Source organism: Arthrobacter sp. SDTb3-6 (assembly GCF_013376095.1).
Lineage (GTDB): Bacteria > Actinomycetota > Actinomycetes > Actinomycetales > Micrococcaceae > Specibacter.
Window position 1 is genome coordinate 1 of record NZ_JAAMFN010000052.1, and the last position, 21,250, is coordinate 21,250.

The 21,250-nt window shown below is 67.8% G+C and carries 21 protein-coding genes, 1 tRNA gene and 1 other RNA gene; 17 read left to right on the plus strand and 6 right to left on the minus strand.

The window, feature by feature from the left end:
• Positions 1-518: 518 nt before the first annotated feature.
• From G6035_RS17665 to G6035_RS17695, 7 genes are all read left to right on the plus strand, one after another.
• Positions 519-938, plus strand: coding sequence for a DUF3052 domain-containing protein (locus G6035_RS17665; RefSeq protein ID WP_176618421.1), 420 nt, complete (start codon positions 519-521; stop codon positions 936-938).
• Positions 938-1,414: a peroxiredoxin gene (locus tag G6035_RS17670; protein ID WP_176618422.1), complete on the plus strand. Its 477-nt coding sequence runs from the start codon at positions 938-940 to the stop codon at positions 1,412-1,414. The genes G6035_RS17665 and G6035_RS17670 overlap by 1 nt, the downstream gene beginning before the upstream one ends.
• A gap of 110 nt (positions 1,415-1,524) precedes the next feature.
• Entirely contained in the window at positions 1,525-2,388 is an 864-nt protein-coding gene (locus tag G6035_RS17675) for an NAD-dependent protein deacetylase (RefSeq protein WP_371131060.1), read from the plus strand.
• 89 nt (positions 2,389-2,477) lie between these two features.
• Positions 2,478-2,553 (plus strand) — tRNA-Val (locus G6035_RS17680).
• Positions 2,554-2,886: 333 nt separating this feature from the next.
• Entirely contained in the window at positions 2,887-3,240 is a 354-nt protein-coding gene (locus G6035_RS17685; protein WP_371131061.1) for a hypothetical protein, read from the plus strand.
• Positions 3,241-3,594: 354 nt separating this feature from the next.
• Positions 3,595-4,395: an IclR family transcriptional regulator gene (locus tag G6035_RS17690; RefSeq protein ID WP_176618423.1), complete on the plus strand. Its 801-nt coding sequence runs from the start codon at positions 3,595-3,597 to the stop codon at positions 4,393-4,395.
• Between the two features lie 189 nt (positions 4,396-4,584).
• A complete protein-coding gene (locus G6035_RS17695; RefSeq protein ID WP_371131063.1) occupies positions 4,585-5,889 on the plus strand; it encodes an MFS transporter in 1,305 nt (434 codons plus the stop codon).
• Positions 5,890-6,002: 113 nt separating this feature from the next.
• On the opposite strand, the gene G6035_RS17700 is transcribed toward G6035_RS17695, so the two are convergent.
• Entirely contained in the window at positions 6,003-7,067 is a 1,065-nt protein-coding gene (locus tag G6035_RS17700) for a D-2-hydroxyacid dehydrogenase (RefSeq protein WP_176618424.1), read from the minus strand.
• Positions 7,068-7,145: 78 nt separating this feature from the next.
• On the opposite strand from G6035_RS17700, the gene G6035_RS17705 reads away from it, so the two are divergent.
• From G6035_RS17705 to gndA, 4 genes are all read left to right on the plus strand, one after another.
• Entirely contained in the window at positions 7,146-8,111 is a 966-nt protein-coding gene (locus G6035_RS17705) for an NAD(P)-dependent oxidoreductase (RefSeq protein ID WP_176618425.1), read from the plus strand.
• Positions 8,112-8,165: 54 nt separating this feature from the next.
• A complete protein-coding gene (locus tag G6035_RS17710) occupies positions 8,166-8,936 on the plus strand; it encodes an SDR family oxidoreductase (RefSeq protein WP_176618426.1) in 771 nt (256 codons plus the stop codon).
• Positions 8,937-9,992: an L-idonate 5-dehydrogenase gene (locus G6035_RS17715; RefSeq protein WP_176618427.1), complete on the plus strand. Its 1,056-nt coding sequence runs from the start codon at positions 8,937-8,939 to the stop codon at positions 9,990-9,992.
• 155 nt (positions 9,993-10,147) lie between these two features.
• On the plus strand, positions 10,148-11,584 hold the full coding sequence (gene gndA, locus G6035_RS17720) for an NADP-dependent phosphogluconate dehydrogenase (protein ID WP_176618428.1): 1,437 nt from the start codon (positions 10,148-10,150) through the stop codon (positions 11,582-11,584).
• Between the two features lie 149 nt (positions 11,585-11,733).
• Here gndA and map read toward each other — a convergent pair whose 3' ends face one another.
• Complete coding sequence (gene map / locus G6035_RS17725) at positions 11,734-12,507, minus strand: type I methionyl aminopeptidase (RefSeq protein ID WP_176618429.1); 774 nt, start codon at positions 12,505-12,507, stop codon at positions 11,734-11,736.
• A gap of 61 nt (positions 12,508-12,568) precedes the next feature.
• On the opposite strand from map, the gene G6035_RS17730 reads away from it, so the two are divergent.
• Positions 12,569-12,865, plus strand: a complete 297-nt coding sequence (locus tag G6035_RS17730) for a helix-turn-helix domain-containing protein (RefSeq protein WP_176618430.1) — start codon at positions 12,569-12,571, stop codon at positions 12,863-12,865.
• Positions 12,866-12,985: 120 nt separating this feature from the next.
• On the opposite strand, the gene epsC is transcribed toward G6035_RS17730, so the two are convergent.
• From epsC to msrA, 3 genes are all read right to left on the minus strand, one after another.
• A complete protein-coding gene (gene epsC / locus G6035_RS17735; protein WP_176618431.1) occupies positions 12,986-13,573 on the minus strand; it encodes a serine O-acetyltransferase EpsC in 588 nt (195 codons plus the stop codon).
• A gap of 20 nt (positions 13,574-13,593) precedes the next feature.
• Positions 13,594-14,529 (minus strand): cysteine synthase A, encoded by a 936-nt coding sequence (gene cysK, locus G6035_RS17740; protein WP_176618432.1) that lies wholly within the window; start codon positions 14,527-14,529, stop codon positions 13,594-13,596.
• 88 nt (positions 14,530-14,617) lie between these two features.
• Complete coding sequence (gene msrA / locus G6035_RS17745) at positions 14,618-15,142, minus strand: peptide-methionine (S)-S-oxide reductase MsrA (RefSeq protein ID WP_176618433.1); 525 nt, start codon at positions 15,140-15,142, stop codon at positions 14,618-14,620.
• A 591-nt stretch (positions 15,143-15,733) separates the two neighbouring features.
• Between msrA and G6035_RS20290 the strand changes: the two genes are divergently transcribed.
• Together G6035_RS20290 and G6035_RS17755 are read left to right on the plus strand one after the other, a co-directional pair.
• Positions 15,734-16,606: a Nif3-like dinuclear metal center hexameric protein gene (locus G6035_RS20290; RefSeq protein WP_371131064.1), complete on the plus strand. Its 873-nt coding sequence runs from the start codon at positions 15,734-15,736 to the stop codon at positions 16,604-16,606.
• A gap of 130 nt (positions 16,607-16,736) precedes the next feature.
• A complete protein-coding gene (locus G6035_RS17755; protein ID WP_176618435.1) occupies positions 16,737-17,474 on the plus strand; it encodes a zinc ribbon domain-containing protein in 738 nt (245 codons plus the stop codon).
• A 45-nt stretch (positions 17,475-17,519) separates the two neighbouring features.
• On the opposite strand, the gene G6035_RS17760 is transcribed toward G6035_RS17755, so the two are convergent.
• Positions 17,520-18,284, minus strand: a complete 765-nt coding sequence (locus G6035_RS17760) for a peroxide stress protein YaaA (protein WP_176618436.1) — start codon at positions 18,282-18,284, stop codon at positions 17,520-17,522.
• A 252-nt stretch (positions 18,285-18,536) separates the two neighbouring features.
• Here G6035_RS17760 and G6035_RS17765 point away from each other — a divergent pair, with 252 nt between their 5' ends.
• From G6035_RS17765 to G6035_RS17775, 3 genes are all read left to right on the plus strand, one after another.
• On the plus strand, positions 18,537-20,090 hold the full coding sequence (locus G6035_RS17765) for a glyceraldehyde-3-phosphate dehydrogenase (protein WP_371131062.1): 1,554 nt from the start codon (positions 18,537-18,539) through the stop codon (positions 20,088-20,090).
• Positions 20,091-20,185: 95 nt separating this feature from the next.
• Positions 20,186-20,565, plus strand: an RNA gene (gene rnpB, locus G6035_RS17770) — RNase P RNA component class A.
• Between the two features lie 61 nt (positions 20,566-20,626).
• Positions 20,627-21,175 carry a GNAT family N-acetyltransferase gene (locus G6035_RS17775; RefSeq protein ID WP_176618437.1) on the plus strand — a complete coding sequence of 183 codons (549 nt, stop codon included), beginning with the start codon at positions 20,627-20,629 and terminating at the stop codon, positions 21,173-21,175.
• Positions 21,176-21,250: the final 75 nt, after the last annotated feature.

Consider the following 21,250-nt stretch of genomic DNA (forward strand, 5'->3'; position numbering starts at 1 on the left):
GAGCAAACTACGCATAATGAACTGCGCCCGCTCCGTGCCACGCTCACCAATCAACGCATCCAACGACTCCAACCACTCAGCCGTCTCCTCCGGATCACGATCAGGCAACGCACCAGTCAACCCGCTCAAAATATGGGAGTTATTGTCTCCTGCAGCCACGTCCAACCTCTCTTAAAAGCAGTGTGGGGATGCCCATTGCGGTGGCATTGGGCGTTTACAAACACTCTAGACCGCCGCCCGCGCTTGTGCGTAGCTGGGAAGGCTTGATGAAGGGGGCGGGGAGGGGGCCGCCGTCGGGCACTGCCTCGGCGGCGTGCCGCCAACGGTGCGGGCCACGCACACCGCGCGGCACGCCGGGGTAAGCTAAATCACAGCCCGGGCGGCGGCTGCTGGCGGCGGAAATGGCGTATTCGCCAGGTTCCCTGTCCGGGAGTAGAGGCAAAATGGCCGCAACCCCTAGACTGGAAGCTGTACAACTTTTAACCCAACGCGGAAGCGTTGAACGCAGGAGGATTCAATTGAGCGAGGCCGACGCCGGCACTGTGGCCATGGTGGCAGGCAAATTGGGGTTCAAGGATGGCGATCTCATCCAGGAACTCGGATATGACGAGGACGTCGATTTTGACCTTCGGGACAGCATTGAGGAACTTACCGGTTCGGAAATGCTCGATGAGGACGACCACGAAGTTGCCGATGCCGTCATCATGTGGTGGCGGCAGGAGGACGGGGACCTCGTCGACGCCCTGGTCGATTCCCTGACCACCCTGGATGAAGGCGGCGTCGTCTGGATCCTCACGCCCAAGTCCGGCCGTGACGGCTACGTGCCGCCGGCGGAAATCCAGGAGGCCGCGCCCACGGCCGGCCTGCACGTTACCACCACCGCCGGCGTGTCCAAGGACTGGGCCGCCACCCGCCTGGTTTCGCGCAAGCGCCAGTAGTGGACGACGCCGGCACGCATCCGGGCATTGGCGTCGGGGACACGGCGCCGGACTTTTCGCTGCCCAACCAGTTCGGTGAGCCGGTGTCGCTTTCCGGCTTGCGCGGCACGCCGGTGGCAGTGGTCTTTTACCCCTTTGCGTTCTCCGGCATCTGCACCGGGGAGCTGTGCGAGCTGCGCGACAACCTGGCCGGGTTTGCCTCCGCCGGGGTGCGGCTGCTGGCCGTCTCTGTGGACAGCAAGTACACGCTTCGCGCCTACGCTGCCGCCGAGGGCTACAGCTTTGACCTGTTGGCGGACTTTTGGCCGCACGGCCAGGTGGCCCGTTCCTACGGTGCCTTTGACGCTGTGCGGGGCACTGCCGGTCGCAGCACCTTCGTGATCGACCCTTCCGGCGTGGTGCGTGACGCCTTCAACACACCCCCGGGCACGGCCCGCCCGTTGGAGCGGTACCGCCGGGCGTTGGCGGCGTTGTAGTTGGCTGGGCAGTCTTGAACCGGGCCCTGGCCAGTGCTGCCGGACGCGAAGATCCCGTGCGGCCCGGCATCGGGTTGACAGGCCTGGTGCAAAACCCGCGGGGAGCTTCCGTGCCAGCCGGCCCCGGGACCGGCGGCGTGCCCGCCGGGCTGGAGCGCATGGTGCCACTGCTGGCTGCCGGCAGCTTTGCATTGTTGACCGGAGCCGGCCTGAGCACGGATTCAGGCATCCCCGACTACCGCGGGCCGAATGCTGCGCCACGCCAGCCGCTGACGTACCAGGAATTTGTGGGCTCCGAAGCGCTGCGCCGCCGCTATTGGGCGCGCAACCACATTGGCTGGGCCACCATGCGCCATGCTTCCCCGAATGCCGGCCACCGCGCCGTGGCTGCGCTGGAATCCGGCGGCTGCCTGACCGGCGTCGTGACGCAAAACGTCGACCGGCTGCACGAGGACGCCGGCGCCCGCAACGTGGTGGACCTGCACGGCCGTTTCGACAAGGTGGCCTGCCAGCAGTGCGGGGAGGTGTACTCGCGGGAGTTCATCGCCGTCGTGCTGGCAGAACTGAATCCGGGGTTCCTGGAGGCCGTTGCGGCCGCCGGCGGGGCAGCGGCCGGGCCCGACGCCGACGCCGACCTGGACCAGGAACAGTTGATCGACGGCTTCCGGGTGGCCCGCTGCCCACTGTGCGGTGGGATGCTGAAGCCGGACTTTGTGTTTTTTGGCGAGAACGTGCCCCGGGACCGGGTGGTGCGGGCCTTTGCCATGGTTGATTCCGCTGCGTCCCTCCTGGTGGCAGGGTCCTCGCTGGCCGTCATGAGCGGGCTGCGGTTTGTGCGCAAGGCCGCCAAGGACGGCAAGCCCGTGATGATCATCAACCGGGGAACCACGCGCGGTGATGCGCTGGCGGATGTCAAGGTGGAGGCAGGTGTCAGCGAGTCCCTGGGATACCTGCTGTCCAGGCTGGTTTCCTGATTGGCGCCGGGGGCGGCCCATCGGGTACAGTAATCTCTCGTTGGTCAGGCGGACGGAAGCAATTCCCGTTGGCGGCCGGACGTTGAAATGGGTCTTTAGCTCAGCTGGTAGAGCGCCACGTTTACACCGTGGATGTCATCGGTTCGATCCCGGTAGGACCCACCACGGCAAAACCCCGCCACCCGGCCCCGCAAGGGGCGGATGTGGCGGGGTTTTGTGTTTCAATCCTGGGGCCCGGCGTGTGGCGGCAGGGGCCCCGGGGGAACCAGAAAGGTCCCGGCAAGGCGTTGCCGCCCTGCCGGGACCCTAAAGCTGTTGGCCCTTATTCTCCGAGACGTCCCGCACGGGATTCGCTCTGGTCTTGCCCCAGCCCAAGAAACCAACAGCTTCGACCCTACCGTCTCCACATCGGGCTGGCAATGACCTGTCCGTGCCCGCAGCCCCGGCCCGCGAATCATGCTGCACCGGATGTCAGAGCCTGTCCGTAACGTACCGGGCATGACGTCAAAGGTTGAACATGTCCTGGTCCGCACCGCACCGTCCGGCGAGCCGCTGGTGGTGGAGCGGGGCGGGCACCAATGGCTGGTGGCCGAGGAGCCGCTGCGTTGGTTCGAGCGCACCAACTGGTGGGAGCGGGAGCGGCGGATGCCGAGGGGGCAGGGACGCATCGACGTGGAAGTGTGGCGCGTCCAGGCCCGGCTGGGGCGCAACCCGCGCAGCGACCTGGCCACGATGGAACTGGAACGCGACCTCGCGGGAGGGGGGTGGCGGCTCAGGCCTGCCGCTTATACGCCCTGTCCGATGCACAGGGAGGATCCTGGCGGGGAATCAACGTCCGTGGGCTTAAAGTGAAAGGCTCCTCGCCACAGCTATTGGGGGACGCTGTGGAGAGGAGCCAGTGATAAAAATATAACGGTTGCCGGCGGCCGAAGCAAATCCGCGCGCCGGGGCCGCAATTTCACCAAAGGGGCTGGAGCGGCACGTTAAATGGAGGGGCCTTCCACTGTGGCTATTGGGGGACGCCACAGTGGAAGGCCTGCCCCTTAATATACAGGCAACGGGGCCCCGACACAACAGCGGACGTTCTACCTCCAGCCTTGGTCAGTATGATGGGAAGCGTTCATTGCAGTGAACGGATGGTTTTGCTGCAGGCACCGGGGCCGCGGGAAAATCCGGGGTCCCGTCCTTCCACTGTTTAGGAATCGCATGACGGAATCCCAGGCTTCAAAGCGCGGCGGTGACGGCCGCGGCCACTCCTCGCCCGCCCCGGCAGTCACGCGGGCGGCCGCCGTCCTTGATGCCCTGGCGGAGTCCCATTCCGGCCGGCTGACGCTCAGCGACCTGGCACGGGAGCTGGGGATCCCCAAGTCCTCCACCTCCAACCTTTTGCAGGCGCTGGAGGATGCAGAGCTCATTACGCGGCTCGGTGCCGACTACGCACTCGGCGTGAAGCTCGTTGAACTCGGCGCCGCCTACCTGAGCCGCCGCGACGAGGTCCGGGAGTTCTACCGTTTTTGCGAACAGGCGCCGACGCTCAAGGGTGAGACGGTCCGCATCGCCATGCTCGACGGTGGGAACGTCATCTATCTGGCCCGTTATGAAGGGCATCCGGCCGTGCGGCTCACCTCCAACATCGGGGACAAGATGCCTGTGTCGGTATGTGCCGTGGGCAAGGCACTCATTTCCCGGCTGCATGACCATGACCTGCAGCAGTTGTACCCGGATGAAATGAAGCTGCCGGTCATGACGCCGAAGTCCCTGAAGACCGGGCGGGAATTGAAGGACGAGATCGTACGGATCCGTGCGCAGGGGTACGCCTTTGAAGACGAGGAATCCACGCCGGGGGTGGTGTGCCTCGGTGTGGCAGTGCCCACGCACGGGGCGCACGGGCCAAGCCTGGGGGTGTCCGTGACGGCGTTGAAGGCGACGTTCTCGGATGCGCAGCGCGACGCCATGGTCGGCGAACTGCGTGAACTGGTCCGCGCCCTCGGCAATCCCATGGGGTAGGGGCGCGACAAGCAGGTTTTCCTTGGCGACTTGTTCACTATGATGTACGCTGTTCAACATAGTGATCGGCTTCACGGTCGGCGTCGCGTTTTTCGGACCAACGGCGGTCCGCGAAGATTCAAGGGAGAACCAGTGACCACACACCCAATACATCCGCCGAACCCGGCCGTTGCGGCGGCCCCGGACACCGTGCCGGTGGACCCGCAGCAGCTGCGCCGGGCCACGCTCGCCAGCTCCGTCGGCTCGGCACTTGAGTACTACGACTTCTACATTTACGGCCTGGCCACGGCCCTGATCTTTGGTCCCCTGTTCTTCTCCCCGCTGGGCGACGCCGGTGCGCTGATCGCCTCCTTCGCCACCTACGGCGTCGGCTTCGCCGCCCGGCCCTTCGGCGGACTGATCTTCGGCTACGTGGGCGACCGCTTTGGGCGCAAGCAGGTCCTGCTGTTGACCATCGGGCTGATGGGAACGGCGTCGTTCTGCATCGGCCTGCTGCCCACCCATGCGCAGGCGGGCATGCTCGGTGCGGTGCTGCTGGTGCTCCTGCGCATCATCCAGGGCCTGGGCGCCGGTGCCGAGCAGGCGGGAGCCACGACCCTCATCTCCGAGGTGGCCCCGCGCAGACGCCGCGGCTTCTTTGCCGCGCTGCCATTCGTCGGCATCCAGGTCGGCACGTTGCTGGGCGCCGGCACCTTTGCCCTTATGGGCCTGGCCCACCCGGAAGTGCTGACCGGCTGGCTGTGGCGGGTGCCGTTCCTGGCCAGTTCCATCCTCATCGCGATCGCCATCTACATCCGCCTGAAGTTGAAGGAAACGCCCGTATTCCAGGAGCTGGAAAAGCACAAGAACGTCACCCGGAACCCGCTGGGCGTGCTGTGGCGGACTTCGAAGAAGAACGTGCTCATCGGCATGGGCCTGCGCATGGGTGAAAACGGCAACTCCACCATCTACTCCACACTCCTGGTCGGTTTCATGGGTGCCAAGGGCGGCATCTTCGAGGGCGACAAGTTCATCGGCCCCGTCGGCCTCCTCATCGCCGCCGGGTTCTCCGCCATCATGGTGGTTGCCTTCGGCGCCCTGTCCGACCGGGTCGGCCGTGTCAAGGTGTACCGCTACGGGGCGCTGTTCCAGCTGCTGTTTGCCTTCCCTGCGTTCTACCTGATCTCCCTGGGCAACGTCACGCTGGTCTGGATTGTCATGAGCGCGGGGATCGCCCTGGGGGTGCAGTCCATGCTTGGCCCGCAGTGCGCATTGCTGCCCGAACTGTTCGGCTCCACGCACCGCTTTACCGGCGTCGCCATGAGCCGCGAGATCTCTGCCGTGTTTGCCGGCGGCATCGCCCCGTTTGTCGGCGCCGTGCTGCTGGGCGTGACCCACCAGTCCTGGACGGTGCTGGCGGGATATTCGCTGGTGCTGGCCGGCATTTCCTTTGCCGCCACCTTTGCCACGCCGGAAACGGTGGGGCGCGACCTGCTCCTGACAGGGGACGCCTAGCCTTCGCGCCGGCTCGCCTGCCATGGCGGGCGCGCCGGCGCTGGTGGGCGGCAGGCAGGAAGGGGAGCCTCCGTGTGGAGGCTCCCTCTCCTGCGCGCTGCGGCGGGTCGCGCTTAGTAGAAGTGGACCGGGTCCACCACGTGCAGCAGCGGTTCTCCGGCCTGGAAGCGGGAGAGGTTCTCGATGAACCGCCCGGCAATCAGGCGGTTCTCGGCCCCGCTCAGGGCCGAGGTGTGCGGGGAGACCATGACCCGGGGATGGCCCCACAGGCGGCTGTTCCGGGGCAGGGGCTCCACGGCGAAAACGTCCAGGCAGGCGTAGGAAACCTGGCCGTTGTCCAGTGCGTCCAGCAGGGCATCCTCGTCGATGACGGTCCCGCGGCCCACATTGACCACCACGGTGCCGGGCTTCATGGCCGCGAAAATCCCGGCATTGATCATCTTCTCGGTATAGGGCGTGCCGGGCAGGGTGTTGACCAGGGCGTCGGCGTTGGCCAGCAGTGCGGGCAGGCCGTCAGCGTCGGTGACGGTGCCAACCCCGCTGACCGGTTTGACGGTGCGCTTGGTGCCGCTGACGTTCATGCCCATGGCGCGGGCCAGCCGGGCGGTCGCCACCCCAATCTCACCCAGCCCCGTGATGACCAGGTTGGAGCCGCTGACAAGGCGGGTGGGGGTGCGCAGTTCGGGCCAATGCCGTGCAGCCTGGTCCGCGGCCATCTCGGCGGTGCGCTTGAAGCCGTTGAGCACGCCCATCATCGCGAACTCCGCCAGGGGCAGGCCGTGGACCCCGGCGGAGCTGGTCACGGCAATGCGCTGCAGCCCGGCCTCCGACAGATTGGCGGCCTTGACGGCCCCGCCCGCACCCGCGGCCATGGCCTGGATCCACCGGACCTTCCCGCTGGCGGCGATTTTGGCCAGGCCGGCCGCGTTCTCGTTGGGGAAGCCGTACAGCACATCCGCGCTGCGCAGCATGTCCCAGTAGCGTGCCTCCTGCTCCGGCGTCCGTGCGAAGGCGGGGTCCCCGGCGTGGTCTGCGGGAAAGCGCTCCGGCGGCAGCAGTTCCGGATCGTAGAGCACGCACACTGCGGGGTGGGCGGCCTTGATGGCCTCCACGTGTTCGGCCTCGAGGGGGACGGCAATCGCAACGGTGAGATTCTCAGGGGTCATGGTGTTCATCATACTGAATTGTGGATAGGATACTGAACAAATACGAAGCAACGACGAACACGCCACCAGGCAGTGAGGACCGGCCATCACATGACGCAGGGTTCGGAGACACGGGGTTCGGTGACGCAGGGTTCGGTGACGCAGGGTTCGGCGCCCTCCCGGGACGCCCCGGCCGTGGGATTCGTGGGCCTGGGCCACATGGGCGCCCCCATGGCAGCGAATGTCCTGGCCGCCGGCTGGCCCCTGGCGGTGTGGAACCGCTCACCGCGGGCCGTGGACCGGCTGGTGGCCCGGGGAGCCTCGGCCGCGGACTCCGTTGCAGCCCTCCGCGACCGGGACGTCATCATCTTCATGCTTCCGGACCTGTCCTTCATCGACGCCGCCGCCCAACCGCTGCTCAGCTCGTGGCGGGCCGCCCCACCCCGGCCGGGGACCGCCGTCGTCGTCATGAGCAGCGTGTCACCGGCGCGGGTCCGGACCTTTGGCGCCGTGGTCGGCGAAGCAAGCGCCGGCCACGCCTCGGTGGTGGACGCCCCCGTCAGCGGCGGGACCGTCGGCGCCGAAAACGGCACGCTGGCCATCATGGCCGGCGGCAGCGCGCAAGCCTTCCACGACATCCTGCCAGTGCTGAAGTCCATGGGAACCACGGTCCGCCGGCTCGGGGACCTGGGTGCCGGCTCGCTCGCCAAGGCCTGCAACCAGCTGCTCGTGGGAACGACGGCGGCGGCCCTCGCCGAGGCGGCCGAACTCGCCGAACGCTCGGGCCTGGACGTCGCCGCCCTGTTTGAGGTGCTCGCCGGCGGCCTGGCCGGGAGCCGGGTGTTGGACATTGTGGGGCCGCGGATCGCCGCGAAGGATTACGCGCCGACAGGTCCGGCGAAGTTCATGCACAAGGACCTCGGCTTTGTCATCGACAGTGCCGTTGCGGCCGGATCTGCCGTGCCGATGGCAACAGCCGGGCACCGGCTGTACGGCACGCTGACGGCGCAGGGCCTCGGCGAACTGGACCTGGCGGTGGTCCGCGAGAGCATCGCCCGGCTCCAGCCGCGCCTGTAGCAAACACCAGGGCCGTCCCATCGGGCAGCCGTGAACCGGGAAAAGGATTGTTGCATGAGTGGAATGTTTGACCTCGCCGGCAAGGTGGCCCTGGTGACCGGCTCCAGCCGCGGGATCGGCAACTCGCTGGCCCGCGGCCTCGCCGGGGCCGGGGCCACGGTGGTGCTGAACGGGCTCGACGCCGGGCGGCTGGCCGCGGCGCAGGCCGCCATGGCCGCCGACTTTGCGCCCGGGCGGATCCGCTCCCTCGCCTTTGACGTCACGTCCGACGCCGCCGCGGCGGACGGCATTGCCTGGATCGAGGCCAACGTGGGGCCGCTGGACATCCTGGTCAACAACGCCGGGATCCAGCACCGCGTCCCGCTGCTGGACCTGGACGTCAGGGACTGGGACCGGGTCCTGGCCACCGACCTGACCGGCGCCTTCCTCGTCGGCCGCGAGGCAGCCCGCGGCATGCTGGCCCGCGGCCGGGGCAAGATCATCAACGTCTGCTCCGTCCAGACGGACCTGGCCCGGCCCACCATCGCCGCGTACACGGCGGCCAAGGGCGGGCTGCGCAACCTGACCCGGGCAATGACGGCCGAATGGGCGTCCGGCGGGCTGCAGATCAACGGCATCGCCCCCGGCTACATCCACACCGGGATGACCCAGAACCTCGTGGACGACGACGCATTCAACTCCTGGATCCTGGGCCGCACGCCGGCAAAGCGGTGGGGGACCGTGCAGGATTTGGTGGGGCCGGCCGTCTGGCTGGCCTCGGACGGGTCCAATTTTGTCAATGGCCAGACCATCTTCATCGATGGCGGCATGACGGTGGTGGTGTAAATGATGGACACCTTTGAACTTCCCGCCAGCGCGCCCGCCGTGGTGGCCCACGGCAAGGACGACCTGCGCATTGAGGACGTCCGCCTCAAGCAGCCGGCCGCCGACGAGGCCGTGGTCGAAATCGCCTACGGCGGCATCTGCGGTTCCGACCTCCACTACTGGCTGCACGGCGCCGCGGGGGAATCCATCCTCAAGGACCCCATGGTGCTCGGCCACGAGGTGGTCGGCACAGTGGCCCGCGCCGCGGCCGACGGTTCGGGGCCCGCCGCGGGCACGCCGGTCGCCGTCCACCCGGCCACGCCAGGACCCGGGGCCGCCCGCTACCCGGCGGACCGGCCCAACCTGTCCCCGGGCTGCACGTACCTGGGCAGCGCCGCCCGCCGCCCCCACACCGACGGGGCGTTCCTGCGCTTTGCCAACCTGCCCGCCAGGATGCTGCGCGCACTTCCTCCGGGGCTGCCCCTGCGCCGGGCCGCCGTCGTCGAGCCGGCCAGCGTCGCGTGGCACGCCGTGTCCCGCGCCGGGGACGTCATGGGCAGGCGGGCGCTCGTGGTCGGGGCCGGACCCATCGGCGCCCTGGCCGTCGCCGTCCTCAAGCGGGCCGGCGCCGCGCACATTACCGCCGTCGACATGTTTGACAAGCCCCTGGAGATTGCCGCCGCCGTCGGTGCGGATGCCGTGGTCAAGGGGGATGACGCCGATGCGATCGCGGCCGTGGAGGCGGATGTTGTCATCGAGTCCACCGGCAACCGCTTTGGCCTGGCCTCGGCCATCAACGGTGCCGTGCGCGGCGGCCGCGTGGTCATGGTGGGGCTGCTGCCCTCCGGCCCGCAGCCGGTCGCGGTCTCGCTGGCCATCACCCGGGAACTGGAACTGGTGGGTTCGTTCCGTTTCAACGATGAAATCGACCAGGTCATTGCCGCCCTGGCCGACGGCTCGCTGTTTACGGACCCGGTGGTCACGCACGAATACCCGCTGTCCCGCGGCCTGGAGGCGTTTGACATGGCCCGCGACCCGGCCCGCTCCGGCAAGGTCCTGCTGGACTTCGGCGCCTGAGGGGCGTTACGCCGTCGTCCGGCCAAGTTGGCCTGAATCTGCACAGATGTTCCAACCGTGCAACATTGCCGGGGAAATCACGGCCCCGGCTGGGGAAGCGCCACGGGGGCCGATAAGCTGGGGGAAACCCTGTGTTCCCACCAATGGAGGAAAGTATGTCCGCACAAATTGGCGTAACCGGCCTTGCCGTCATGGGCGCAAACCTGGCCCGCAACCTTGCCCGCAACGGATACACCGTGGCCCTGCACAACCGCTCCGTGGCCAAGACGGACGCGTTGCTTGAAGCGCACGGCGACGAAGGCGACTTTGTCCGCACCGAGACGATGGCCGAGCTGGTCGACGCCCTCGAAAAGCCGCGGCGCGTGCTCATCATGGTCAAGGCCGGCGCCCCCGTGGACTCCGTGATCGACCAGCTGGTGCCGCTCATGGAGCCGGGCGACATCATCATTGACGGCGGGAACTCCAACTTCCAGGACACCCGCCGCCGTGAGGCCGCCCTGGCCAAGAAGGACCTGCACTTTGTGGGCGTCGGCGTCTCCGGCGGTGAGGAGGGCGCGCTGCTTGGCCCGTCCATCATGCCCGGCGGCTCCAAGGAATCCTACAAGGCCCTGGGCCCGCTGCTGGAGAAGATTTCCGCCAAGGTCGACGGCCAGCCCTGCTGCGCCTGGATCGGCACCGACGGCGCCGGCCACTTTGTGAAGATGGTCCACAACGGGATCGAATACGCGGACATGCAGGTCATCGGCGAGGCCTACGACCTGCTGCGCAGCGCCGCGGGCATTGAGCCGGCCGCGCAGTCGGAGATCTTCGCCAAGTGGAACGAGGGCCAGCTGGCCTCCTTCCTGATCGAGATCACCGCCGAGGTGCTGGGCCACGTGGACGCCAAGACGGGCAAGCCGCTCGTCGACGTGATCGTGGACTCCGCCGGCCAGAAGGGCACGGGCCGCTGGACGGTCCAGTCCGCCCTGGACCTTGGCTCGCCCACCTCCGCGATCGCCGAATCCGTCTTTGCCCGCGGGCTCTCCAGCCAGCGCGGCCAGCGCGCCATCGCCCAGGATGTCCTGGCCGGCCACGAAGGCACGGTGGAACTGGGTGCCGACTTCGTCGAGGACGTCCGCCAGGCGCTGTACGCCTCCAAGCTCATCAGCTACGCCCAGGGACTGGACATGCTCACCTCAGCCGCTGTGGAGTACAACTGGGACCTGAAGCTGGACGAGATCGCCTCGCTGTGGCGCGGCGGCTGCATCATCCGCGCAGAGCTGCTCAAGGACATCACCAAGGCCTACGCCGCCAAGGACAAGCCCGCGAACCTGCTGTTCGCCCCGGCCTTCACCGCCGAAATTGCCGCGGTCCTGCCGGCCTGGCGCCGCGTGGTCGCCACGGCCGTGCAGCTGGGCATCCCGGTGCCGGTGTTCTCCTCCTCGCTGGCGTACTACGACGGCCTGCGCCGCAAGCGCCTGCCCGCCGCCCTGACCCAGGGCCTGCGCGACCTCTTCGGCGCCCACACGTACAACCGCGTCGACGAGGAAGGCACCTTCCACACGCAGTGGAGCGGCGACAAGAGCGAGGTCAGCGCGGTCGACACGCACTGACCCCTCCGCAAGCTGTGTTGCAGCAGTTGGACCGATGTGGGCGATTTTCGCCGATTTTCGTCCAACTGCTGCAACACAGTCTTTTAAGGGGCGGACGACGGCGGATGGGCTGCGTTCCAGCGCGCCGTGCCACGCCGGACGGGGCCGCGTCAGTCAGGGCAGGAGGTGAGGACTTCGGGCCCGTTTTCCGTGATGGCCACGGTGTGTTCGGTGTGGGCGGTCCGTGCGCCCGTTGCGCTGCGCAATGTCCAGCCGTCGGCGTCCATGACCAGCTTCGCCGTGTCTGCCATGACCCACGGCTCGATGGCGATCAGCAGGCCCGGCTGCAGGATGTAGCCCCGGCCGGCCCGGCCGTCGTTGGGGATGTGCGGTGCCTGGTGCATGGTGGAGCCGACCCCGTGCCCGCCGAATTCGGTGTTGACACTGTACCCGGCGGAGGCCAGGACGTCCCCGATGGCATGGGAAATGTCGCCGATCCGGGCACCGGGCTGTGCGGCGGCAATGCCGGCAGACAGGGCGGCGCGCGTGGAATCGATGAGGCGTTGGTCCTCCGGGCTGCGGGGCGTGCCCACGATGAAGCTCACCGCGGCGTCCGCAACCAGCCCGTTCAGCGAGACGGCAAGGTCCAGGGTCAGCAGGTCCCCGTCACGCAGGGAGTAGTCGCGCGGGAGCCCGTGCAGCACGGCGTCGTTGACCGAGGTGCAGATGACATGGCCGAATGCGCCCCGGCCAAACGCGGGCGAGTAGTCCATATAGCACGAGACGGCTCCGGCTTCGGCAATCATCTCCGCGGTCCAGTCATTGATCTGCAGGAGGTTGGTGCCGACTCTCACGCGCCCCTGAAGCGTCTTGAGCACGCGGGCAACAAACTTCCCGCTGGTCCTGGCGCGGACAATTTCCGCGGGGGTGAGGATTTCGATCAAGGCGGCACCTTCCAGGTTTCCAATAGTTATACCGGTAATACTATACCGCTATGATGGAGGCATGGTCCGTTTACCCTTGTCCCCGGAAGAAGTCATGCGCGGGAAGCTTTTGGGGGAGATGCTGCGGCGTGCGCGCGGCGGGCAGTCGATGCTTGACGTTGCGCTGGCGGCTGGAATTTCCCCTGAGACGTTGCGCAAAATCGAGAGCGGCAGGGTGCCGACGCCGTCTTTTTCGACAGTTGCGATGCTCGCCATGGCCCTGGGGCTGTCGCTGGACACGGTGTGGCGGACCGTCCAGGAAGGGGTGGGGGCCGATGTGCCGGGCGACGCCGTGCCGGTGAAGCGCCGGGCGTCGTGAACCCCACCGGCAACCGCAGGTAATCCGCCCGTGCCGGGGCGGATTACCCCTGGCGGATTACCCCCGGGCGGGGCGCATGGCGGGTTGGACGCCGTCGGGCGCGTTGGCAGCAGTGTCGGCTTAGATCCACATGGCGGGGTCGATGTACTCCGCCGGGTCCACGGCGGGCGCCATTTCCTTCTTGGAGTCGCGGTGGCGCCACGTGGCAGGGATGCCGGTGATGATGGAGTTGGCCGGGGCGTCCTTGACCACCACGGCGTTCGCGCCCACCGCGGAATCGTCACCGATGGTAATGGGGCCCAGGACCTTGGCGCCCGCGCCGATGGTGACGCGGCTGCCGATGGTCGGGTGGCGCTTGACCTTGGCCAGCGAGCGGCCACCGAGGGTGACGCCGTGGTAGATCATCACGTCTTCGCCTATTTCCGCGGTCTCCCCGATGACCACGCCCATGCCGTGGTCGATGAAGAAGCGCCGGCCGATCGTGGCGCCGGGGTGGATTTCAATGCCCGTGGCAAAGCGGGCCAGCTGCGAGAGCGCGCGGGCGGGGAAGCGCAGGGACGGGTTGGCCCACATGCGGTGGGTCAGGCGGTGCACCCAGATGGCGTGCAGCCCCGAATAGACAAAAAAGTTTTCCGCCGAACCCCGGGCCGCCGGGTCATGAGACCGGGCGGACTCGAGGTCCTCGCTTAACCTGGTGAAAAATCCCACGGACTTCCTTCAGTGCGGTTTTAGCCGCGGATGTCGTCGTACAGAACGGTTGAAATGTAGCGTTCGCCGAAGTCGGGGACCACGGCCACAATCAGCTTACCGGCGTTCTCGGCACGCTTGGCCAGTTCCAGGGCGCCCCATACGGCGGCGCCGGCGGAAATGCCGCCAAGGATGCCCTCCTGGGTGCCCAGGGCACGCGCCACGGACACGGAATCCTCCAGCGTCGCGTCCAGGACTTCGTCGTAGACCGCCTGGTCCAGCACCTCGGGGATGAAGTTCGCGCCGAGGCCCTGGATCTTGTGCGGGCCCGGGGCGCCGCCGTTGAGGATGGCGGAGTCGGACGGCTCCACGGCAACCACCTGCACGCCCGGCTTGCGGGACTTGAGCAGCCGGCCGGCGCCGGTGATGGTGCCGCCGGTGCCGATGCCGGCGACGAGGATGTCCACGGCGCCATTGGTGTCTTCCCAGATTTCCTCGCCCGTGGTGGTGCGGTGGATTTCCGGGTTGGCCTTGTTGGCGAACTGCTGTGCCCAGATGGAGTTGTCCGTGTTGGCCACAATTTCCTTGGCCTTTTCGACGGCGCCGCGCATGCCTTCGGAACCGGGGGTGAGGACAATTTCAGCACCGAAGGCGCGCAGCATGACACGGCGCTCGGTGGACATGGTTTCCGGCATGGTCAGGATCACCTTGTAGCCGCGGGCCGCACCCACCATGGCCAGCGCGATGCCGGTGTTGCCCGAGGTGCCTTCAACAATGGTGCCGCCCGGGCGGAGCTCGCCGGAGGCCTCGGCGGCATCGACAATGGCCACGCCAATGCGGTCCTTGACGCTGTTGGCCGGGTTGTAGAACTCCAGCTTGACGGCGATGGTGGCATTGAGGCCCTCGGACAGGCGGTTCAGCCGCACCAGCGGGGTGCCGCCGACCAGCTGCGTAACATTGTCATAAATGCGTCCCATGGATGGTCCTGTTCTTAAGAGTGTGGATGCCGCTTGGCGCGGCACAGTTATGTTAAACGCCAGCGTAACGAGGTGCCTGCCGCGGATTCTACGCGGTCAGCCACTCGGCGTAATGTTTTCTGACTTTGGCGATCTTCGGGTTGATAATGACCTGGCAATACCCCACCTCGGGACGCTGCGCATAAAAGTCCTGGTGATAGTGCTCGGCCGGATACAGGTGGCCCAGCGGCACCACTTCGGTGACGATCGGGTTCGGCCAGTGCTGTTGGTTGCGCTCGATCGCGGCCCGGAACGCGGCCTCCTCCCCGGGGCTCTTGTAGAACATCGAAGACCTGTACTGCGTGCCCGTGTCATAGCCCTGGCGGTTGAGCGTGGTGGGGTCGTGCTGGGTAAAGAACATGTCCAGGATGGTGTCCTCAGGGATCACCGTCTCGTCAAAGGTCACCGAAACCACCTCGGCGTGCCCTGTCATGCCGGAGCAGATCTGTTCATAGCTCGGGTGGGGGACGGCGCCGCCGGTGTACCCGGACACCACCGACTCCACTCCCTTGGTCATCTGATACACGGCGTCGAGGCACCAAAAGCAGCCACCGCCCAATACAAAGGTCTTCACATTTATCTACAAGACGACGCAGGCGCATTTGATTCCCGGGCCGCCGGCCGGCCCCGCCCCGGCTAAGGTGGAAGGATGAGCAAGGATGCAAGTGATCCGACACATGATTCCGGGCACGACGCCGGCACCCGTCCGGGCGTGCACCCCGCCGACGCGGTGGGGAAAGGGGCCGGTGGGGTTGCCGCCCACGGTGTTGGGCCGGGCGCAGTGGTGCCGGGCGAGAACGACGCCCCGGCAGGGCCGGGTGTGGCCGGGGAGCAGCAACCTGCGGCTGAACCCGCGCCTTCCGGGGAGCCCGCGGGTGCGGCCGGGGAGCAGGAACCGGCGGCTGAACCCGCACCTTCCGGGGAGCCCGCGGGTGCGGCACCGGGCGGGCCGGTCGTTCCTTCCTGGCCCGCCGGGGCCGGTGAACCGGGCGGACATGTCGAACAGTTTCCGGCCGTGACCTTCGGGACCGTGCCGGCCGCGGCGTCCCTTCCCGCCGGGGCCCCCGTCTCCGCGTCGCCGGCCTCCGCGTCGCCGGCCCCCGCGTCGCCCGGCGCGGACGGCGCCCTGCCGCCGGAACAGGCGGCGGGGGTGCCGGCGTCGGACGTGGACGTGCCGGCGGAAGGCGGGGAAGGGCTGGTCACGCCCGTGCTGTCCGAGGTGTTGCTGGCCGTGGAGGAATTGTGGCCCGAATCGCTCGCCGAGGACTGGGACCGCGTGGGCCTTGTTGCCGGGCGGCCGGAGGCGGACGTGGACAGGATCATGTTTGCCGTGGACCCCACCCTGGAGGTCATTGACGAAGCCCTGGAATGGGGCGCCAAGCTGCTGGTCACGCACCACCCGCTGCTGCTCAAGGGCGTGAACTCCGTGGCGGCGACCACCGGCAAGGGCCGCGCCGTGCACCGGCTGATCGAGGGCGGCTGCGCGCTGCTGACCATCCATACCAACGGCGACAGCGCGGTGGGCGGGGTCTCCGACGTGCTGGCCGACGTCCTGGGCCTGGAAGACGTTGCCCCGCTGATGCCTGCCGCGCACGGGCTGGTGGAGGAGGGCATCGGCCGGGTGGGCATGCTGCCCGGGGTGGAGAAGCTGGGCGAGCTGGCATCGCGGATCTTCCTGACGCTGCCAGCGGTGGCCGGGGGGGTGCGCGTGGCCGGTGACCGGGACGCGCTGGTGCGCAAGGTCGCCGTCTGCGGCGGCGCCGGGGACAGCCTGTTCGACGCCGTCCGGGCCTCGGATGCTGACGTGTACGTCACCGCGGACCTGCGCCACCATCCGGCGTCGGAGGCCCGGGAGTCCAGCAGCGACGGCCGCCCGTACCTCATCGACCTCTCCCACTTCGCCAGCGAATGGCTGTGGCTGCCCGTGGCCGCCCATGCCCTGGCAAATGTGCTGGCGGACCAGGGGTTCGAGGCGGAACTCGCCGTCAGCCAGACCAATACGGATCCGTGGGACTTCATTTTGACTCCCGGCCACTGACTCCGGCCGTACGCACCCACCCGCTAGCGCCTAGCGGCCTCCCCATACTCGCAAGCTCGCACGGGGCCCCTCGGCCGCTAGGCTGGGCAGCAGGGTATTACCGTATTGTCCCTTTTACAGGAGGAAGCACATGGCGAAGGCAGCACCGGCGGAACAAATGCGTTTGCTGGACATTCAGGTTTTGGACGCCAAGCTGCGGGCCCTGGACGCCCAGGCAAAGGCGCTGAAGGAGGACCCGCGGCTGCCGGACCTTCACGGCGGGGTGACGGTGGCCAAGAGCGACCTGGTGGTCCTGGACACTGAGGTGGGGGACCTTTCCCGCAAGCTCACCAAGGCCGAGGACGACGTCGCCCAGGTCACCTCCCGCATTGCCAAGGACGACGCCAAGCTCAACAGCGGCACCGGCCTGTCCAAGGACCTCGTGGCGCTGCAGAACGACATAGAAACATTGAGTCGGCGCCGCAGCGCGCTCGAAGACGCCGAACTGGAAGTGATGGAGGCGCTGGAGGACGCCAGGGGCCGCCAGGGCGCCCAGCAGGCGCTGGTGGGCCAGATGCAGTCGGTCCTGGACGGCGTCGTGGGGGAGATCCGCGGCAAGCTCGGCGCCCTGCGCATGGAGCGCGACGCCACGGCTGCCGAGCGTGCCGAACTGGCCGCCAGCTTTGACCCGGCCCTGCTGGCGATCTACGACCGGACCCTGGCCAAGTACGGCGTGGGCGCGGCGCGCCTGTTCCACGGCACCTCGGAAGGGTCCGGCATGCAGCTGAGCCCGGGCGACCTGGCCGAAATCAAGGGTGCCGCCCCGGACGACGTCGTGTTCTGCCCGGACTCCGGCGCCATCCTGGTCCGTTCGCCCGAATGGACGTAGTCGTACCCCGGTCCGGCAGCGTCCGGACGGGCCGCGGGACGCCTGTCAGTCGGCCAGGATGATGTTCAGCGTGTGGTGCTTGCGTGCCGTGCCCGGGACCAGCTCCACGGCCCATTTTTCACCGGCGGCACGGGCCAGCTGCTCCGGCGTCTCCGGGGACTTGCCGCGGCGGGTGAGCAGGTGCCGGGCCAGTTCGCCGCGCGTGTGCTTGGCAAAGTGCGAGACCACCTTGCGGGTGCCGTCGCGCTCTGTGAAGACGTTCACGGCAACGGTCCGTTCCGGCGCAGGCGTCCACGCCGCCGCATAGGTGCTTGAGCGGCAGTCGACCAGCAAGTGCCCCTTCGCGTGCGCCTCCAGTGCGGCGCCCAGCTTCGGCTTCCAGAAGCCGGCCAGCTTCCCCACTCCGGGCAGCCCCACGGACATGGACAGCCGGTACGCCGGAATGCGGTCGGCAAAGGCGACAGCGCCCCAAAGCCCCGAGACAACCACGACGCCGGCATCGGCCTTGCGCTTCTGGGCCGGCGTCATCCGGTGGTAGCCCAGGGCGTCGTACAGGACGCCTGAGTAAATGCTGTGGGCCGGCGCCGCCGGCTCGGCTGCCAGACGGGTGTTGCGCAGGACATCGTGGGCCAGCGATGCGCCGACCCCCAGATGCGCCAGCGCATCCTCCCGGGCGGACACGTCGGCCAGTGCCGCGGCAACTTCCCGCCGGGCCCCGGTCAGCCCGGGAAAGTGCAGCTGCCCCAAATCCACGGGCGCTCCGGCATCGGCGGGAGTCTTACCTTCGGACGGGGGCAGCAAAATCAACACCCTGAGAGCCTACCGGTTCCCGCCCGTCCTCCCATCCCCGTCCAATCCCGGCTCCGGGACGCACGGACGGGCAGACGCCGTCGCTGCAGCGCTGCGGCCCCCCCGCCGCCTGCCGCTTCGCGGGAGTTGGCTCGGAATGTGTAGACCGGTCTAGTGAGGTGCGGCACGGAACTCGCAGATACCACCCGGCGCCCGCCTAGAATGTTGATTGGCTTGGACCAAGGGTGTTTTAGGCCAGGAAGGTAATTTTTCGTGACGCTCAACCACGCTTCAACGGACAGCGATTCCGCCTTGGACTCCTGGATCCAGCGCGAGACCCTGGCGGAAACCATGATTCCGCTGATCGGCCGCCTCTACCGCGAAAACAACGTCATCACCAGCATCCATGGACGGTCACTGATCAACCAGTCGGTGATCGACCTGCTCAAGGCGCACCGCTTCGCCCGCCAGATCGACGACGTCGAACTCCCGCTGGCCGAGACGCTGCCCCTCCTGGAAACACTCGTCACCTTGCAATTGGGGGCCGCCTCCTTGGACCTCGCCCGCCTCAACGCCGGGTTCAAGGCCTCGGGCCAGACGGACCTGGAAGCCTTCCTGCGCACGGAGCTGGCCGACGTCGTCGACGGGCACGGCTCGGACGGGCGCACCAGCACGGACGTGGTCCTCTACGGCTTTGGCCGCATTGGCCGCCTGCTGGCCCGCATTCTCATTGAGCACTCCGGCGGCGGCCACGGCCTGCGCCTGCGCGCCATCGTGGTGCGCAACGGCGGCGACGCCGACCTGACCAAGCGCGCCAGCCTGCTGCGCCGCGACTCCGTCCACGGACCGTTTAACGGCACCATCACCGTCGACCGGGAACGCAACATCATCCAGGCGAACGGCACCGCCATCCAGGTCATCTACTCGGACAGCCCCGCCACCATCGACTACACCAGCTACGGCATCCACGACGCCCTGGTGGTGGACAACACCGGCCGCTGGCGCGACGAGGAAGGACTGTCCCAGCACCTGCAGAGCACGGGTGTGTCGCGCGTCCTGCTGACCGCGCCCGGCAAGGGCGGGCTGAAGAACATTGTGCACGGCATCAACCACGGCACCATCCAGCCCGGGGACAAGATTGTCACCGCCGCCTCCTGTACCACCAACGCCATCACGCCCGTGCTGAAGGTCCTCAATGACAAGTTCGGCATCGTGCACGGCCACGTGGAAACCGTCCACTCCTTCACGAATGACCAGAACCTGACGGACAACTTCCACAAGGGCGACCGCCGGGGCCGTTCCGCCGCACTGAACATGGTGCTTACCGAGACGGGCGCCGCCAAGGCCGTTGCGAAGGCGCTCCCCGAGCTCGAAGGCAGGCTGACCGGAAATTCCATCCGCGTCCCCACCCCCGACGTGTCCATGGCGATCCTGAACCTGACCCTGGAAAACGGCACCACGAAGGACGAGGTCAACACCTACCTGCGTGACGTGTCGCTGAACTCGGAGCTGCGCAAGCAGATCGACTACATCGACTCCCCGGAAGTGGTCTCCACCGACTTCGTCGGATCGCGCCGCGCCGGCATCGTGGACGGGCTGGCCACCATCAGCACCGACAAGAACCTGGTGCTGTACGTCTGGTACGACAACGAGTTCGGCTACAGCTGCCAGGTGGTGCGCGTCATGGAGGAAATGGCCGGCGTCCACCCGCGCCAGTTCCCCGCGCTGGACGACGCAGCCGCGCCGGACGTTGCGGCAACAGGCTCCGGGACCGGACTCCAGGGAACCGCGCAGGCCGTCGCCCTAGCGGCCCCGGCGCTGGCCTAAGGCCAGGGACCCGGGACAGGTCCCGGCGTCGTACCCGGCCGGCAACGGCAGGGTGCGGCGCCCGGGGCCCCTCGCCCTGTAGACTGGGACGCGGATAGGGCGTCTGGGCAACCGCGCGCCGCGCAAGCGGCTCGAGGAACGTCCGGGCTCCACAGAACAGGGTGGTGGGTAACGCCCACTCGGGGTGACCCGCAGGAAAGTGCCACAGAAAACAGACCGCCTGCACGGCCCCGGCCGGCGCAGGTAAGGGTGAAACGGTGGTGTAAGAGACCACCAGTTCCGCAGGTGACTGGGGAAGCTAGGTAAACCCCACCCGGAGCAAGGCCAGACAGGGCATGCTTGAGGGCTGTTCGCCCGAGTGCCTGGGTAGGCCGCTAGAGGGCGTCGGCAACGGCGTTCGTAGATGGATGGTTGCCTACCCGCCGCGGGCAACTGCGGCGGATAACAAAACCCGGCGTACAGGACGCCCTATCCCGCCAACATCCCGCGTAACAGCGGTTGGAGCCGCGGCGGCGCGGGTGCGTAGACTGGCGGGCATGTTGATACGCGAGGCGGCCGCCGCCGACTGGCCGGGGATCTGGGCCGTCATGGAACCCATTGTCCGCGCCGGCAAAACGTACACCTTCGCCACCGATTCCACCGAAGGCGCCCTGCGCAACGCATGGCTCCCCGCTGCTCCCGACGCTGCCCCGCATGACGCCGTTTCCCCCGGGCGCGTGCCGCGCACCTATGTGGTCACGGAGGAAACGGGCGGGCAAGCACCCCCGATGATCGTGGCCACCGCCCAGCTGCACCCCAACCTTCCCGGCGCCGGCAGCCGCATCGCCAATGCCTCGTTCATGGTCCACCCGGACCACGAAGGCAAGGGATACGGGCGGCTGCTGGCCCACCACGTGCTCAATGCCGCCTTCGCCGACGGCTACCGCGGCATGGTGTTCAACGCCGTGGTCGAGGCCAATACCGGGGCGGTCCACCTGTGGGAGTCGTTGGGCTTTGACATCATGGCGACCATTCCCGCCGCCTTTGACCACCCGTCGCTCGGGCCCGTGGGCCTGCACATCATGTACAAGGCACTGGGCGGCTGAGCCGGGCACAACCAGGTCGCAGTTGTTGCAGCGGCAAGCGCTTTACGCAGGTGCCCGGCTGCAACAAGTGCGATT